Consider the following 15,220-nt stretch of genomic DNA (forward strand, 5'->3'; position numbering starts at 1 on the left):
CAATCAGGGCAAAGGCGGGATTGTCGCAGATTACGGTGTGAGGCGGGCAGGCTATACCGCAGCGGAAGAGCTTGAGGGGCGGCAGCTATCGGCCAGAAGCTGCCTATCGGAGCGGCCAGGATCATGGATGAGCAGCGCCTCTAATATCCAATAAGCCGACTAAGTTGGACATCCGGCCAAGACCCAAGTACACACCCATTTATCCGTATGAGTTAAGGATGGATTTTGCTTAATAAATTTTAAATATTTTTCAGCTTCATCCTTTGACAATATATTGAGCGCATGGATGTAGGCTCTCCTATCCCACGATGCTGAAGTCAAAACTTTCTGCTTCGCCTCTTTTGCCCATGCAATGTTTCCTTCCAGTAAGGCAGCTGCGGCCGCGCTGGTAGGTGTGCCTTGATAGACATAACGTCGAATGTTTTGATCGGATAGAAACTGTGCATCACGGGTGAAAAGCCACTCCATCCAAACCCTCATGCTTCGATTGCTTATTCTGTTGGTTTGGCACAGGGTTGATAGTAGCGGCAAAATCTCTTTAATTTCTGCTGCTGGCAAGGAAGCCAAGTACAGGCAAACGTCATTGATCACGGGCTTGTAAAACTCTATGTCCTCTAGTATAGGTTTCGCTATCTCAGATACTTGTCCATGCTTAGCCCTTCTAATGATGGCTCTCAAGACAGCGAGATCTACATAGCCAAAATTCCGAACCCTTAAAAGGGCATCCAACAATGATGCTCCTAGATCTTCGCTATCATCGTCTTCGTCGTCGTTTCCCTCGCAATACTGCCCGTATTCGTCATATTCCTGGTGGTCTTCGTACTCATTATCCTGTTCTGATTCATATGTGCCATATTGGTTTCCAGCCTCAATTTCATTCAGGATATCAAGCTTATCCATTTGATACTGATTTTGAAGCTCTTCTTGTAAAAACTGAGCGGACGATCTAATGGAGGTTTTCTCTGAAACCAGACCCAGCCTGTGTTGGTCGTGGAGATAAACCACAAGATTTTCAAGAATCTCTGAAAGCTGCTCCTCCGAATCCGAAAATATACGTATATCGTCTACATAACGAACATGTTCGACGTGGTGATTGGATATGAATTGGTCAACATCAAGAAGAATTGCTTCGGCCAAAATTATTGAGGCTGCAGGCCCTACCGGTATGCCTTGAGATGCTTTGTTATTTAGTCGAGACAAGAAACTCTCGATCTCCCTGCCAGCGCCAGCAGGCGCTCCGACCGAGTCAATTACGTTGCCTACTCGATGGAGATATATTTGATTATAGAAATCACTAATATCTGTAGAAAGCACATATTCATAAACCCCTCCCAGCCTCTCACAGCTTTCTCTATACGCAGGAAAGCCAGACCCCTTCGAGAAATAACTATTTTCATCAACTTCAATTCGGTAGGAGCATGCAATGGATGGTAGCATCCGCGAACTTTCTATTTTTTCGGCCACCAGATAAGTCAGGGCTGTATATATTAGTGAGTCTAAGGGTTCAAGCTGATGAACAATTCGGTAGCCTCCACGTGCCTTAGCCCAGGGAAGAACTCTCGGATTGCTAGTGTGCGCTCCAGCCAATGATGCAGCGAGAAGATAGCTTTTAACCTCGGCCCAAGAATTCCATAATGCATAAAACTCAAAAGGCTTCGGATAAAAATCAGTATCGTAAAAAGCTGTTATATGATTGCGGGCAAATTCTAGAGATGCATCGGTCAAAACCACAGCCATACTCCTAAATTTTTACTAGTTTCCATTCCGCCCCATCCGTTACGGCTGTGAACTGGCTGCACACACAGCTCGAAGAGCTTAGCACCAGCCGATGAGTAACAGTCCACGACGTGGCGGAGATCAATTGGCCGGTTATGGCTCTTCCGCGAAAGCACTTAGAGGTAGCCACTACCCCGCCACAGGTATTTATGGCTCAGATGTTGCCGGTCACAACGGGCTGCTGCCGGCCAATAGCTCCTCTCACCAACAGCTGCTATCGGTCGGGTTATCCCCTCGACCGGCGAGCATTTCTGCCCCATACATAAGCTCTTGAAAAGGCACGCGTAAGCCACTGACACGGATTACAATCGGGTGGTGGCTATTCCTTCAGTCGGCGACAGCATTCGATCGCTGGAGAGTGTGTGTCGGATGGCGTCCTACCTGAAGCTTGTAAAGATGAAATAGGCCCTCCGGCATCGGCAGACCATCTTCGTAGTCTCGCCAGCGATCTTCGGTAACGAACACCAGCGCTGCTGCTTGGGCTTGGGTATGCTCCATTGCCTCACGCAGAGCAATAATCTCCTCAATCTTCGGTTCACGATGACTACGGCGGGGCCAAAGCCGTGGAAGGCTGCTGTTCTTATCGACAAGCCGAAGTCGAACGTCATCCCAGTCCAGCAATAGGGCGACATCCGCGCTGGTATCCCCGACGCGTCGAGCGCCAAGACCGATGGCTGACGTTGCACCAGCTTCCTTGTATTCGCGGATTGCCAGCTCAATTGCTGACCTAGCTCGCGCTACCTGGTCTTTGGACAAGTTGCGTAGAGCCATATGTACCTCGCCTACCGCTTGCACACTTCGTCGCGCACGCCGCCGAATATCGATCTTTTCCGGTTGCTCATCTAGAACTCGGAGCTTGAAGTCCTTATCTGCCCTAAGAGTCACTTTGTTTGCATAAAAACTGACTGTCTCGACCCAGCCGTTGGCATCTCTCGTCCCATCATCGTTCGCTATAAAACCGTGAACAGCAGTAGCCTTATGCTGAACGTGGTTCCTTAAACTGCACATAAATCGATAGTCCGAGCTTCGGGCAAATGCCTCATTTAGCTCCGACTTAGCCACCTCGCTGAAGCTAGGAACCAGCCCCAAGCATTTGAAGTCCTGCACTACCTGGTCGGCATAGGCTCGCATAGCCGTAAGCATATTCACGACATGGCGATTTGCTTCCTCTAGGATTTCTGCTGAATCCACATACCGATGTTGAGGCTCCACTTTGGTACGCAGGCAAATTTCGGTGAAAGCCAGTTCCATGGCCAGAAAATTACCAATCAATAATTCGTAGCGTTGCTCGAAAGCCAGTGCCTCGGACAACACGTTTCGTGCATATGCAAGCTCCTTGTAGCGCTCCTCGGAGATGCTCAGCTGCAAGCGTGGGCCAATAATGAATTGTTCAAGAATGTACTCAGCAGACACTTTCCAACACCCTCTATTCGATCTTCCGTGAGCATAGCTTCACCGCCAAACCGGTGGCTAGGCTCTACTCGCAGCGGCTAGCTGAATCACCGTCCGCTCTTGGCCGATAGCAGCCACTCCACACCTTGCCCTCTCCCCTCACCCCGCGCTACAGTCCGCCCGTCACGGTCAATCCCGTGACCGGGTGTAGGAACCCGATTTTTCACGAAGGGCGCGGTAGCGCCATAGCCGAGAGCAGGCGCTTTTTTTGTGCCTGTTGTTTTCTCGTGCATTTATGGCGGGCCGTGTGAGGCAGGCCTCGGCCTGGCCGGCGTCCTTCGTGGCCGGTATTCCTACCCTTGCACGGTCCGCCACCCACGCCCGTAGGAAGGCTTGGTTGGCGGCTCCTTAATCGCACGAAGGAGCATAAGGAAAATGCACTATCCCCCTTTTACCCAAGGGCTCCGCCCTGGGCTGCTGGCTGTCGTGTCGACTTCCGTTCTGGAGGTGCTGCATGACCACGTCTGAATCCGTCGTTATTCACTTCCCTTCGCCACGCAATCCGCTACACAGCTTCGTCGCGAACGAATACCCCTTGCAGGCGGCCGCCGAATATCGCGCGGCCTTGCTGGCGATGCTGTTGCGGGGCTTGCCGGAAGCGGAGCTGGCGAATGCCACCAGCGCGCTGCTGAGCGAGTTGATCGTGCTCTACCGCCGGGCCATTGCCCATGCAGCCTGGAGGGCCGAGCATGAATGAGCTGCAACGACACTTCACCCACCTGCCCGGCCATGACGGGCAACCGCCTGCCGAATTCGGCTGGAACGCCGATTGCCAGACGAGCTTCGACCACGGCGTGCAGACCGCGCAGGCCTGGCTGGACGACGCCAACAGCGGCTGGCTGTGGGCCAATCTGTTGCTGGAGCGCCAGCTCTATCCACCAGGTGCGCAGCGCCATGCCTTCGAGACGGGCTTTCTCAGCCGCATCCACCAGCGCCTGTGCTCGCCGCTGGGCGGCGGGCATCAGGCACTGCGCACGGAGTTGCGGCTGTAACGACACAGGCGAGGGCATATTGATCGTTCCCACGCTCTGCGTGGGAATGCAGCCCTCGACGCTCCAGCGTCCACGGGCAGTTGCGTGCTGTGCTGTGACGCAGAGAGTCACAGGCTTGCTCCCACGCCGGAGCGTGGGAGCCATCAACAAACATTCGGTACGCCCTGCCCTTCGCAGAAAAAGGAGACAGATTTATTTAATCCGCCCCCCTTTTCATTACCGCTCCAATCCTTACGCCACCGCAGCAGTTGCCACCTTGGAACGCCAGGCAAACCCAAGCACCATCAGCAGCCCCAAGCCCGCCATCGCAGCACCGGCCAGGGAGATCGCCGGGTAGCCCAACCCCGCGTTGATCACCGCGCCGCCCAGCGCCGCACCAATCGCATTGCCCAGGTTGAAAGCGCCGATATTCACTGCCGAGGCCAGGTTGGGCGCTTCCTTGGCGGCTTCCATCACACGCATCTGCAGCGGCGGCACGATGGCGAAGCTGGCGATGCCCCAGATCAGGATGGCCACGGCAGCCGGCAGCGGCCAGCGCATCAGCACGGTGAAGGCCAGCAAGACCAGGATCAGCGCGCTCAGCGAGACGATCAGGGTGCGGTCGACGGAGCGATCCGCCGCCTTGCCGCCCCATACGTTGCCCAGCGTCAGGCCGATGCCGTACAGCACCAGCATCGCGGTGATGAAGGCGGTTGACGCCTGGGTCTCGCTGCTGAGGATCGGCGCGATATAGGTGAACACGGTGAACATCGCGCTGGAGCCGATCACGGTCAGGGCCAGGGCTGCCAGCACCGGGCCACGGCCGAGCACGCGGATTTCCGCCAGCACGCCGTCGCTTTTCGGCAACGCCACGTTGGGCAGCGCAAACCACAGCGCGAGCATGGCCACTACACCCAGGCCAGTGATGCCCCAGAACGCCGTGCGCCAACCGAGCACCTCACCGAACCAGGCCGCCAGCGGCACGCCGCCGATGGTCGCCAGGGTCAGGCCCATGAACATGGCGGCCACCGCCCCTGCGCGTTTGTCTGGCGCGACCACGCTGGCGGCGACGATGGAGCCGACGCCGAAGAAGGCGCCGTGGTTCAGCGAAGTCACCACGCGGGCGATCAGCAGGCTGGTGTAATCGGTCGCCAGGGCGGACATCAGGTTGCCCAGGGTGAAGATGGCCATCAGCCCGATCAGCAGGTAGCGCCGGGGAATCTTGCCGGTGGTCAGGGTCATCAGTGGCGCGCCAAGCAGTACGCCCAGCGCGTAGGCGCTGACCAGCAGGCCGGCAGCCGGAATGGAGACACCGAGATCGCTGGCGATACCCGGCAACATGCCCATGGGGGCGAACTCGGTAACGCCGATGCCGAAGGCACCGATGGCGAGTGCAACTAGGGGTGGATTGATACGCATGGAAAGGCTCCTCATCTATGCCGCGAATGCTAGGATCCAAACCTTGACGGCGGTAGATGGCATTTCTGGCAAAGACCTTTGCTTAAGGAGCACAAATGGACTTCAACGGCAGGTCAGGTGAGATGGCGGTGTTCGCCACCGTGGCGGAGGAAGGCAGCCTGTCCGCTGCGGCGAGAGCGTTAGGACTGACACCCTCGGCCGTCAGCCGGATCATCGCGCGCACCGAGCAGCGCCTTGGCACCCGCCTGCTGCTGCGCACTACCCGCGCGATCACCTTCACTGCCGAGGGCGAAGCGTATCTGCGCGGCGCCCGGCGCATCCTCGCCGACATGGCGGAAGTCGAGGAAGCCATCACCGACCAGGGCGTGCCACGGGGTCGCTTGCGTGTGAGTGCAGCGCTCGGCCACGGCCGGCTGGCCATCGTGCCGCTGGTGGCCGCCTTCAGTGCGCGCTACCCGAACATCACCGTCGACCTCAGCCTGGGCGACGAGGTGGTCGACATCCTCGGCGGCCAGGCTGACGTAGCCGTGCGCTTCGGCCATCTGCCGGACAGCCCGCTGACCGCCCGCAAGGTCGGCGAAACCGGCCAGGTGGTGGTGGCCTCCCCCGACTACCTGCAACGCCACGGCACGCCGCAGCAGCCGGAAGACCTGCTGCAACACAACTGCCTGCGCTTCAACTTCCGCCGCGCCGAACCCAACTGGCCTTTTACCCGCGACGGCCAGGGGTTCTCCCTGAAGGTTTGCGGCAACATCGAATGCAGCAGCGGAGAGGCGCTGGCGCAGTTCGCCCGGGTCGGCGCCGGCATCGCACGCATCGGCGAGTTCAGCGTGACCGAGGACCTGCTGCGCGGTGATCTGGTGCCGCTGCTGCAAACCTTCAATCCCGGTGATCGGGAGCCGATTCATGCGGTGTTCGTGGGCGGCTCGGCGATGCCGGCGCGGGTGCGGGTGTTCGTGGATTTCCTGCTGGAACATCATCGGATGTGAGCCGAGCATGTGGCTGGCACTGGACGGTTGCACTCTGCCCCGCCCTCACGGAAGACCGCTGCCCAGGGAAAAAACCGCGCTACATCTGCATTTCCGCCAGGGCTCTGCGCAATGGTGCGTCTGATATCTGTATCGGCCCATGGAAGGGAATATCCATGTCCAGAACCAGGTATACGGAGGCGGCAATCAGCAGTGCAGACAAGGTGAACATGCCAATTACCATTGGGTTGTTCGGCGCGCGATAGCCAAAGCTGGCGTAGATCAACGTCAACCACGCGACGAGCATGCCGATGAGTGGCATCGGTATCGTCCCTTCGGACTGCTCCACGATTCGCCAGCGCTGTTCTATCAGTGAGTGGTACTGCTGACGAAGGTCGCTGAGCATGGTTTCTTGATAGCGAGTTTCGGGGCTGATGGCAGCCAGGACCGCACCGATATCATCCAGATATTGAGTGGCGGGACTCACTCGATGCTGCAGCGCTTCGTCGCCGCGATAGGGATTGGCAATGGCGTGCTCCACGTAGGCGGCCAACTGCTCGCGCGTGTCCTGCGCCTTGTCACCGTAGGTCTTCAGTGTTCGATCGAAGATGATCAGGCTGGTCGCATAGGTGTGCATGTTGGTGTCGATCGCTTCGAAGGTGTTCTTGGCCGAATTGATCATCAGGCCGAACACCAGTGAGGTCATGACCACAAAGATATTGGCGACCAGGCGCACCACCGTGTTGGTTTCTTCATCTCGGTGACGAGCCGAGAGTTTGGGGTACCCATGCATCATGAACAGGGATGCCGACAGGAGACATACGAAGACACCCGCTGCGATCCAGACCGATTCCATATGTGCGCCTTTTCGCTATACCGCCAGGAGATCGTGGCTCAAAACGTTGAGGCGTCAACTCCAGGGCTTCAACCCTCGCGGCGGCTGAGTACATCTTGAGCGCTCCCACGCGCTACGTGGCAATGCCATCCGGCGTCCACCCGCTGGGCAGCACTCAGGGCGTCATGGCCTCGCACTCACGAGGGCGGGAGCCATAGAACACGTCGATCACTCGGCGCCCTGCTGCGCCAGCCCCGCCAACAACTTGCCATTCAATTCATGCAACGTGCGCTGCTCGGCAGCGGTCAATCCCGAGAGCACGCGCTGCAGGTTAGCCACGTGGGCCGCCAGGATGCCGTCGATCAGCTCGAAGCCGGCCGGGGTCAGCGCCACCAGTACGCCACGACGGTCGCTGGGATGCTTGCGTCGCTCGATGAGCCCGGCCTTTTCCAGACGGTCGATGCGGCTGGTCATGCCGCCCGAGGAAATCATCGCGCTCTCGTACAACGCCGTGGGCATCAGCGCATAGGGCTCGCCCGAGCGGCGCAAGGTCGCGAGCAGGTCGAACTCACCGGCCTGGAGGCCGTGCGCGGTGAAGAACGGCAGCAGGTGATCGCGCGTGATCACCTGGCTGAGCTCACCCAGGCGGCCGATCACCGCCATGGAAAAGCCATCCAGATCCGGCCGCTGTCGAAGCCACTGTTCGGCAGCCAATTGTGCACGGTCTTGCATATCGCCCTCGATTTATCTTGCTATCAAGATACTTTTCAAAAAGAATGTTTGCATCGTAACGCATTCACCCTCAGGAGGCAGCTGCATGCCCGGCTCCAATTTTCGTCCTGTTCTCGCCTTGTCATTATTGCTGACCATCGGCGCCCTTATGGGGCTGACCAGCATCCTGGTGAAACTGGCCGGCAACGTCGGCTGGCCGGCCATGGCCTACCTGCTCTGGAGCTTGCTGGGCGGCGGCCTGCTGCTGTTGCTGTTCACCTGGATACGCGGCGAGCGCCCCGGCATCGGCCCCGGATTGCTGGGTTATTACCTGGCCTCAGGGCTGCTCAGCATCGCCGTGCCGAACGGTTTGCTGTTCAGCTCGATTGGCCATGTCGGCGCCGGCTTCGCCTCGATGTGCCTGGCCTTCCCGCCCCTGATCACCTACCTGCTGGCCCTGGCCTTGCGCATGGAAGGGTTGAGCCGCATTCGTCTGCTGGGCATCTGCATCGGCCTGGCCGGCAGCCTGTTGCTGGCCCTGGGCAAGCTCAACGCCGGCGACAGCCCCCTGCTGTGGGTGCTGGCGGCGCTCTGCGTGCCGGTATTCCTGGCGCTCGGCAACATCTACCGCGCCCGCTATTGGCCGGCGGGTGCCAGCCCACTATCCCTGGCCCCCGGCATGCTGCTGGGCGGCGCACTGCTGCTGGTGCCGCTGGGCCTGTTCGGTGTCGACCTCGCACCCCGCCTGGAAAGCCCTGCGGCAGTCGGCCTACTGGCCTTGCAGATGCTGCTGTTCGCGGCGGTCTATGCGCTGTTCTTCGTCCTGCAGAACCTGGCCGGCACGGTGTTTCTCAGCCAGATCGGCTCGGTGGCAGCGATCACTGGCGCCGCCATCGCCATCGGCCTGCTCGGCGAACAGGGCAGTTTGAGCATGCTGCTGGCGGCGCTGTGCATCGTCGGCGGTGTACTGCTGGTGGCCTGGCGTGGCGCCAAGGAGGCACAGGCATGAAGCGCCAGACCTTGCTGCTCATCGCCATTGTCCTGCTCGGCCTGAATCTGCGTCCGGTGCTGGCTGCCATCGGCCCGTTGCTCGACCGTATCCAGCTCGACACCGGCCTGAATCATATCGGCGCCAGCCTGCTGACCAGCCTGCCGGTGGTGATCATGGGGCTCGGTGCTCTGGCCGCCGGCCTGCTGCGCAAACGCTTGGGTGAACGCAACGGGATTCTCTTCGGCGTGCTGCTGATCGCCCTCGCCTGTCTGCTGCGCGGCGTGCTGCCGGATTCCAGCACCTTGATCGCCACCGCCTTGCTGGCTGGCGCCGGGATCGCCTTCGTCCAGGCACTGCTGCCGGGCTTGATCAAGTCGCGCTTCGCCGCCGACAGTGGCCGCCTGATCGGTTTCTACAGCTGCGCGATCATGGGCGGCGCGGCCTTCGGTGCAGCGCTGACGCCCTGGTTGGCGCAGTCGATAGGCTGGTCGTGGGCGCTGACGAGCTGGGCACTGCCCGCTCTGCTCGCTGCTGCGTTCTGGCGCCGCGCGGCACCTGCGCAGGCAGGCGCAACCTCGAGCGAGCTGCCATGCCTGGATGTCTGGCGCTCGCCGAGGGCCTGGCTGTTGATGAGCTTCTTCGGCATCGGCACCGCCGGCTACACCCTGGTGCTGGCATGGCTGCCGCCCTACTACACCTCGCTGGGTTGGAGCGAGCAGGCCAGCGGCCTGCTGCTGGCGGCGCTGACGCTCTGCGAAGTAGTCGCCGGCCTGCTGGCATCGAGCCTGCTGCCACGCTATCCGGATCGGCGCGTGTTGCTGGCGGTGGTCTTGCTGGCGCTGCTGGCCGGGCTGCTCGGCCTGATGATGGCACCGCTGCAACTGGTGGTGCCGATTTGCATGTTGCTGGGCATCGGCATCGGCGCGCTGTTCCCACTGTCGTTGGTGGTGGCCCAGGATCATCTGGATGATCCGCGCCAGACCGGCGACCTGCTGGCCTTCGTGCAGGGCGGCGGCTACCTGATCGCCGCCACGGCTCCATTCCTGGCCGGCCTACTACGTCAGTACACCGACGACCTGCGCCTGAGCTGGCTGGCAATGGCCGCTGCTACCCTGGTGTTGATGAGTATGGCCGCCCGCTTCAAGCCGGGCAGCGGCCGCTTCCATACTCGCTCCCTTCCACCTGCCTAGGATGTAGGGCGGACTCAGCATGTAGGGCGGACTCAGGAGCGAAGCGAACAGTCCACCGATCCATTTCAACCACGAGCGTTAGAAACCAGAGCGGCGTACTGCTTCGCGAATACGCTCTACGGCCCTGCGGCAGTGGGCCTGCTGGCCTAGCTGATGCTGCTGTTCGCGACCGTCTATGCGCTGTTCTTCGTCCTGCAGAATCTGGCTGGCACGGTATTTCTCGGCCAGATTGGCTCGGTGGCGGCAATCACCGGCGCCGCCATCGCCATCGGCCTGCTCGGCGAACAGGGCAGTCTGAGTATGCTGCTGGCGGCGCTGTGCATCATCGGCGGCGTGCTGCTGGCGGCCTGGGGTAGTGCACAAGGCACAAAAGACTGAAACCGGCCGCGCAAAACGTCACCCAGAGGTCAATGCTGATCAGATGAATTCTTTACCCCTCATACCTGCAGTAGAGGTGGTGTTTTTGTAGGAGCCAGCTTGCTGGCGATACTGTTTATGGCGGATCGCCGGCAAGCCGGCTCCTACAAAGATCGAGGGCAACGGCTTAGCTGACTGGCATTAAACCTGAACATGCGCAGCTATTGCGCACCAACAGGATTCAAACGCGCGGCATGTTCTTGGTCACGCAATGGATACCTCCACCTCCGGCCGCAATCGGGTCGATGTTGACCTGCACCACGGTGCGCCCCGGATAGAGTTGGGTCAGCAGATCCTTGCAGTACTTGTCGGCAGCGGCGTCGCCGAACTGCGGGACGATCACGGCGCCGTTGATCGGCAGGTAGTTGATATAGCCCGGCGCGAAATCCGGGTTGTTGCGGGTGTAGACGTTGCTGCGCACCTTCAGCGGCGGCGGCAGGGTGTGCACGGTCAGGCGGCGGCCATCGGCATCGGTGGCGGTCTTGAGAATCTCCAGGTGCGTGCGCGTCACCGCGTAGTCATAGGACTTGGGGTCGTTGTCGAGGTTGGCGATGACCACGCCCGGCCTGACGAAGCGTGCATAGAAATCGACGTGTGCATCGGTGATGTCCTTGTTCTTGATGCCGGGCAGCCAAATGATCTTGCGCAGGCCGAGGTTGGCCTTCAGCTCGGCCTCGATCTGCCCCCGGCTCATGCCCGGATTGCGGTTGCCATTGACCCAGCAGCTCTCGGTGATGATCGCCGTGCCATGGCCATCCACCTCGATACCGCCGCCCTCGCCTACCAGTTGGCTGGCCAGGTAGTTCACGTCCAGCTCGTAACTCAGGGTGTCGGCCACCCTGGTGTCGTTGCTGGCGCGCTGCTTACCGCCCCAGCCATTGAAGTGAAAATCAACCAGGCCGATACCGCCCTGGCCATCGACCACGAAACAGCCGCCATAGTCACGCACCCAGACGTCGTCCAGCGGCAACGTCAGAAAGTCGATGTTGCTGGTGCCGCATTTACTTCTGGCCTGACTCAGCTGATTGGCGCGGCACAGAACGGTCACCGGCTGATAGCGGGCGATGGTCTTGGCCAGCATGGCGATGCAATCGTTGACCGGCACGGCGAAGTCTTCCCAGATCGCCGTGGAGGCGGCGAAGGCCAGGAACACGCGCTCCTGCGGGCCGTGCTCGTCCGGCATGTACCAGCTGCCTGCCAAGGCGGCACGCACGCGCGGTGCGTTCAGGCCAAGGCCCAGGGAAGCGACGGCGCCCAGCCCGGCGGCGGCGGTCAGTTGCTTGATGAAATCTCGACGGCTCGACATGGTTTTATTCTCCTGCGAGTGATGCAGCTCAGTGGCTGCGCGCGGTCTTGAAGTGGTTCCAGGCACGCACCCGTGCACGCATGTCGCGTTGGGGGATGTCCTTGCCGGGGATCAGCCGCGCATAGGTGGCCTCGTCGACATAGATGTCGGGGTTGTTGCGCATGTCGTCCGCGACCATCGGCCGAGCTTTGGCACTCGAGGTGGGATAGCCGGTGAAGTTGCTGATCGCCGCCATGTTTTCCGGGCGCATGACGAAATTGATGAACGCGTAGGCGTACTCCGGGTGGCGGGCATCCACGGGTATGGCCATGGTGTCCATCCACACCGTGGTGCCCTCGCGCGGGACGTGGAAGCGAAAGTCCGCGGCGCTGCCGGCTCCGCTGGCGGCACGCTGCGCCTGGGTGACGTCGCCGCTGTAGCCGAGCGACAGGCACAGGTTGCCGTTGACCAGATCGGTGACTGGCTGCGACTGGAATTTGCGGATGTAAGGTTTGATCGCCAGCAGCAGCTCGGTGGCAGCTTTCAGGTCGTCCGGCTTGGCGCTGCGAGGCGAGCGACCGAGGTAGTTGAGCACCACGGCCATGACTTCATCCGGCGAGTCGATCATGGAGATGCCGCAGTCGGCGAACTTCGCGGCGTTCTCCGGCTTGAACAGCAGATCCAGGCTGTTGACCGGCGCATCGCCCATGCGTTTTTCGATCATCGCGGCGTTGTAGGTGATGCCGATGCTGCCCCAGGTGTAGGGCACCGTCGCATGCCGCGAATAGGGGTACTGGGTTTGCAGTGCGAGCAGCCCCGGCTCGATGTCGGCCAGGTGCTCGAGCTTGCTCGAGTCGAGCTTCTGCAAGGCCCCAGCGCGCATCAGCCGCTCGGCCACGGTGTCACCGGGAAAGATCAGGTCATAGCCACTGCTGCCGGCCATCATCTTGGCCTCCAGCGTCTCGCTGCCTTCCATGACGTCGTAGATCACCCGGATGCCGGTCTCTCTGGTGAAGTTGGCCATCGTGTCCTCGGCGAAGTAGTCGGCCCAGTTGTACAGACGCAACACCTTCTCGGCCGCCTGGACCTGGATGCTGCAGAGCAGCAGAGTGCTGATGAGCAACGTGCTTCTGATATTCATCTTCAGACTCCTCACGGGTTCCAGTGGCTATGGGTTTGGCGGCCATCGAGCCCCAGTAGCGGCCCGTACATTTCCGGGCGGCGGTCGCGGTAAATACCCCAGGTCAGGCGCTCCTCACGCATCGCCGCAAGGTCGAGTTCGGCCAGCCATACGCCGCTGCCATCGCGGTCGGCCTCGGCCAGCAATTTGCCCTTGTGATCGGTGATGAACGACGAGCCATAGAAGCTCATCTGCAAGGCCGGATCGGTGGTCGCCACCTCACGACCGATGCGGTTGGCAGCGAGTACCGGGACGATATTCGCCGCTGCGTGGCCGCGTTGGGTCAGTTGCCAGTGATCACGCGAGTCGAGTGACGCTGCACCCGGCTCGGAACCGATGGCCGTGGGATAGAGCAGCACTTCGGCGCCCTGCAGTGCCAGGCAGCGCGCCGTCTCGGGAAACCATTGATCCCAGCAGATACCCACGCCAATGCGCCCCACGGCGGTGTCCCAGACACGGAAGCCGGTATCGCCGGGGCTGAAGTACTCCTTCTCCTGGTAGCCGATGGCGTTGGGGATATGAGTCTTGCGGTAGACGCCCAGCAGACGGCCATCGGCATCGGCCACCGCCAGGGAATTGAAGTAGGCGTTGCCGGCGCGCTCGAACCAGGACAGTGGCAGCACCACACCCAGTTCCCTGGCCAGCGCGGCGAACCGCTTGAGCAACGGGCTGCTGGCATACTCCTCGGCCAGCGCCAAGTGCTTGTGATCCTGCTCGATGCAGAAGTACGGCGTGGCGAACAGCTCCTGCAGGAGGATCAACCGCGCGCCGCGGGACGCCGCTTCGCGCACCAGGCGCTCGGCACGATCGAGGTTGGCTCGCAGGTCCCAGCTGCAGGCGAACTGGGTGGTGGCGACGACCAGCTTGCTCATCACTTCGCCCCCTGCGGCCAGGCCGGCTGCTGCTGGGTGATGCAGTGCACGCCGCCGCCACCGTGGGCCAGCTGATTGATGCGCACCGGCACCACTTCACGACCGGGGAAAGCCAGGCGCAGAGTCGCGGCCGCCTCGTCGTCGGCCGCAATGCCGTAGGCCGGCATGATGATGGCGCCGTTGCAGATGTAGAAATTGGTGTACGAGGCGCAGAACACCTCTGCTTCGCTGTCCACGGCCTCGCTGGCTTCGAACAATTCGAGTAGCTCGAACTGACGCCCCTGGGCATCGCTGGCCAACTGCAGTGCACGACGGTTCTCGCGTACCACTTCGGCATACACCGAACTCGGGTCGCGCGTGGCATCGACCAGCAGCGCGCCGGGCCGTGCGAATGCGCAGACACCATCGACATGGCCGTCGGTCATATCGCCGGTCACGTAGTCCGGGTCGCCCGGCAGCCAGATGGTTTTCTTCACACCCAGCAGGCGAGCGAAGATGTCCTCCATCTCCTTCTTGCTCATGCCGGGATTACGGTTGGGGTTGAGCAGCACCGACTCGGTGGTGATCAGCGTGCCCTCGCCGTCCACATGAATGGCGCCACCTTCGTTGCTCAGTGGCGTGCCAAAGCAATCCAGACCGAGGCCATTGAGGATGCGGCGCGCCAGGCTCTCGTCCAGCCCATGCTCGGACTTGCCTCCCCAGGCGTTGAAGCGCCAGCTGACACCCGCCAGCCCCAGCTGCGGATGGCAGATGAAGCTCGGCCCGGAATCGCGGCACCAACTGTCGTCCACCGCCAGTTCGATCAGCTCGACATTGGCGCCGCACAGTTCACGGGCGCGATACACCGCCGAGGGATCGACCACCATCTTCACCGGCTCGAAACGCGCGATGGCATTGGCCACTCGCGCGAGGTCGAGTTGTACGTCGGCCAGGGTCACGCCCCAACCGGACTCCCACAGTACCTGGTTGTGCGGCCAGACCATCCAGGTGGCGGCGTGAGGAACCCATTCGGCGGGCATGAACCAAGCATTCGAAGTTGCTGCGTGCTGTTGCATACAAGTGCCTTTCAGTTAAGTCTTTGTGATCACTGAAAACCGCCCATGCGGTGATGACTTGCATGCTAGGCCTTTAAAAATGGCGTAACAAACGATAG

General features: G+C 60.7%; 15 protein-coding genes. 6 read left to right on the forward strand and 9 right to left on the reverse strand.

From position 1 onward, the window contains the following. Positions 1-159 precede the first annotated feature (159 nt). Positions 160-1,731 carry an RNA-directed DNA polymerase gene (locus GV002_RS22265; RefSeq protein ID WP_160020448.1) on the reverse strand — a complete coding sequence of 524 codons (1,572 nt, stop codon included), beginning with the start codon at positions 1,729-1,731 and terminating at the stop codon, positions 160-162. 372 nt (positions 1,732-2,103) lie between these two features. Then, complete coding sequence (locus GV002_RS22270; protein ID WP_023100462.1) at positions 2,104-3,189, reverse strand: hypothetical protein; 1,086 nt, start codon at positions 3,187-3,189, stop codon at positions 2,104-2,106. Positions 3,190-3,682: 493 nt separating this feature from the next. Here GV002_RS22270 and GV002_RS22275 point away from each other — a divergent pair, with 493 nt between their 5' ends. Next, complete coding sequence (locus GV002_RS22275) at positions 3,683-3,925, forward strand: hypothetical protein (RefSeq protein WP_160020454.1); 243 nt, start codon at positions 3,683-3,685, stop codon at positions 3,923-3,925. Continuing rightward, a complete protein-coding gene (locus GV002_RS22280) occupies positions 3,918-4,220 on the forward strand; it encodes a LasR-specific antiactivator QslA (RefSeq protein WP_160020455.1) in 303 nt (100 codons plus the stop codon). The genes GV002_RS22275 and GV002_RS22280 overlap by 8 nt, the downstream gene beginning before the upstream one ends. A gap of 231 nt (positions 4,221-4,451) precedes the next feature. Here GV002_RS22280 and GV002_RS22285 read toward each other — a convergent pair whose 3' ends face one another. Beyond that, positions 4,452-5,618, reverse strand: coding sequence for an MFS transporter (locus tag GV002_RS22285; RefSeq protein WP_160020456.1), 1,167 nt, complete (start codon positions 5,616-5,618; stop codon positions 4,452-4,454). A gap of 95 nt (positions 5,619-5,713) precedes the next feature. Here GV002_RS22285 and GV002_RS22290 point away from each other — a divergent pair, with 95 nt between their 5' ends. After that, positions 5,714-6,607, forward strand: coding sequence for a LysR family transcriptional regulator (locus tag GV002_RS22290; RefSeq protein ID WP_160020457.1), 894 nt, complete (start codon positions 5,714-5,716; stop codon positions 6,605-6,607). Between the two features lie 79 nt (positions 6,608-6,686). Here GV002_RS22290 and GV002_RS22295 read toward each other — a convergent pair whose 3' ends face one another. Beyond that, positions 6,687-7,442 (reverse strand): DUF4239 domain-containing protein, encoded by a 756-nt coding sequence (locus GV002_RS22295; protein ID WP_160020458.1) that lies wholly within the window; start codon positions 7,440-7,442, stop codon positions 6,687-6,689. Positions 7,443-7,649: 207 nt separating this feature from the next. Then, positions 7,650-8,153, reverse strand: a complete 504-nt coding sequence (locus GV002_RS22300) for a MarR family winged helix-turn-helix transcriptional regulator (RefSeq protein ID WP_160020459.1) — start codon at positions 8,151-8,153, stop codon at positions 7,650-7,652. Positions 8,154-8,238: 85 nt separating this feature from the next. Between GV002_RS22300 and GV002_RS22305 the strand changes: the two genes are divergently transcribed. The 3 genes from GV002_RS22305 (at position 8,239) to GV002_RS22315 (ending at position 10,691) form a co-directional block, all read left to right on the forward strand. Beyond that, entirely contained in the window at positions 8,239-9,141 is a 903-nt protein-coding gene (locus GV002_RS22305; protein ID WP_160020460.1) for a DMT family transporter, read from the forward strand. After that, the gene (locus GV002_RS22310) at positions 9,138-10,313 is read left to right on the forward strand and encodes a cyanate transporter (protein WP_160020461.1); all 1,176 of its coding nucleotides are present in this window, start codon (positions 9,138-9,140) and stop codon (positions 10,311-10,313) included. Before GV002_RS22305 ends, GV002_RS22310 begins: the two co-directional genes overlap by 4 nt. A 153-nt stretch (positions 10,314-10,466) precedes the next feature. Beyond that, a complete protein-coding gene (locus GV002_RS22315) occupies positions 10,467-10,691 on the forward strand; it encodes a hypothetical protein (protein WP_256667170.1) in 225 nt (74 codons plus the stop codon). Between the two features lie 220 nt (positions 10,692-10,911). On the opposite strand, the gene GV002_RS22320 is transcribed toward GV002_RS22315, so the two are convergent. From GV002_RS22320 to GV002_RS22335, 4 genes are read right to left on the reverse strand one after another with little or no spacing between them, the layout of a single operon-like run. Next, entirely contained in the window at positions 10,912-12,036 is a 1,125-nt protein-coding gene (locus GV002_RS22320; protein WP_160020462.1) for an agmatine deiminase family protein, read from the reverse strand. A gap of 28 nt (positions 12,037-12,064) precedes the next feature. Next, positions 12,065-13,156 (reverse strand): extracellular solute-binding protein, encoded by a 1,092-nt coding sequence (locus GV002_RS22325; protein WP_160020463.1) that lies wholly within the window; start codon positions 13,154-13,156, stop codon positions 12,065-12,067. 11 nt (positions 13,157-13,167) lie between these two features. After that, positions 13,168-14,067 (reverse strand): N-carbamoylputrescine amidase, encoded by a 900-nt coding sequence (gene aguB / locus GV002_RS22330; RefSeq protein WP_160020464.1) that lies wholly within the window; start codon positions 14,065-14,067, stop codon positions 13,168-13,170. Beyond that, positions 14,067-15,122, reverse strand: coding sequence for an agmatine deiminase family protein (locus GV002_RS22335; protein ID WP_160020465.1), 1,056 nt, complete (start codon positions 15,120-15,122; stop codon positions 14,067-14,069). Before GV002_RS22335 ends, aguB begins: the two co-directional genes overlap by 1 nt. Positions 15,123-15,220: the final 98 nt, after the last annotated feature.

Source organism: Pseudomonas sp. 8O (genome assembly GCF_902506495.1).
GTDB classification, from domain to species: Bacteria; Pseudomonadota; Gammaproteobacteria; order Pseudomonadales; family Pseudomonadaceae; genus Aquipseudomonas; species Aquipseudomonas chaetocerotis.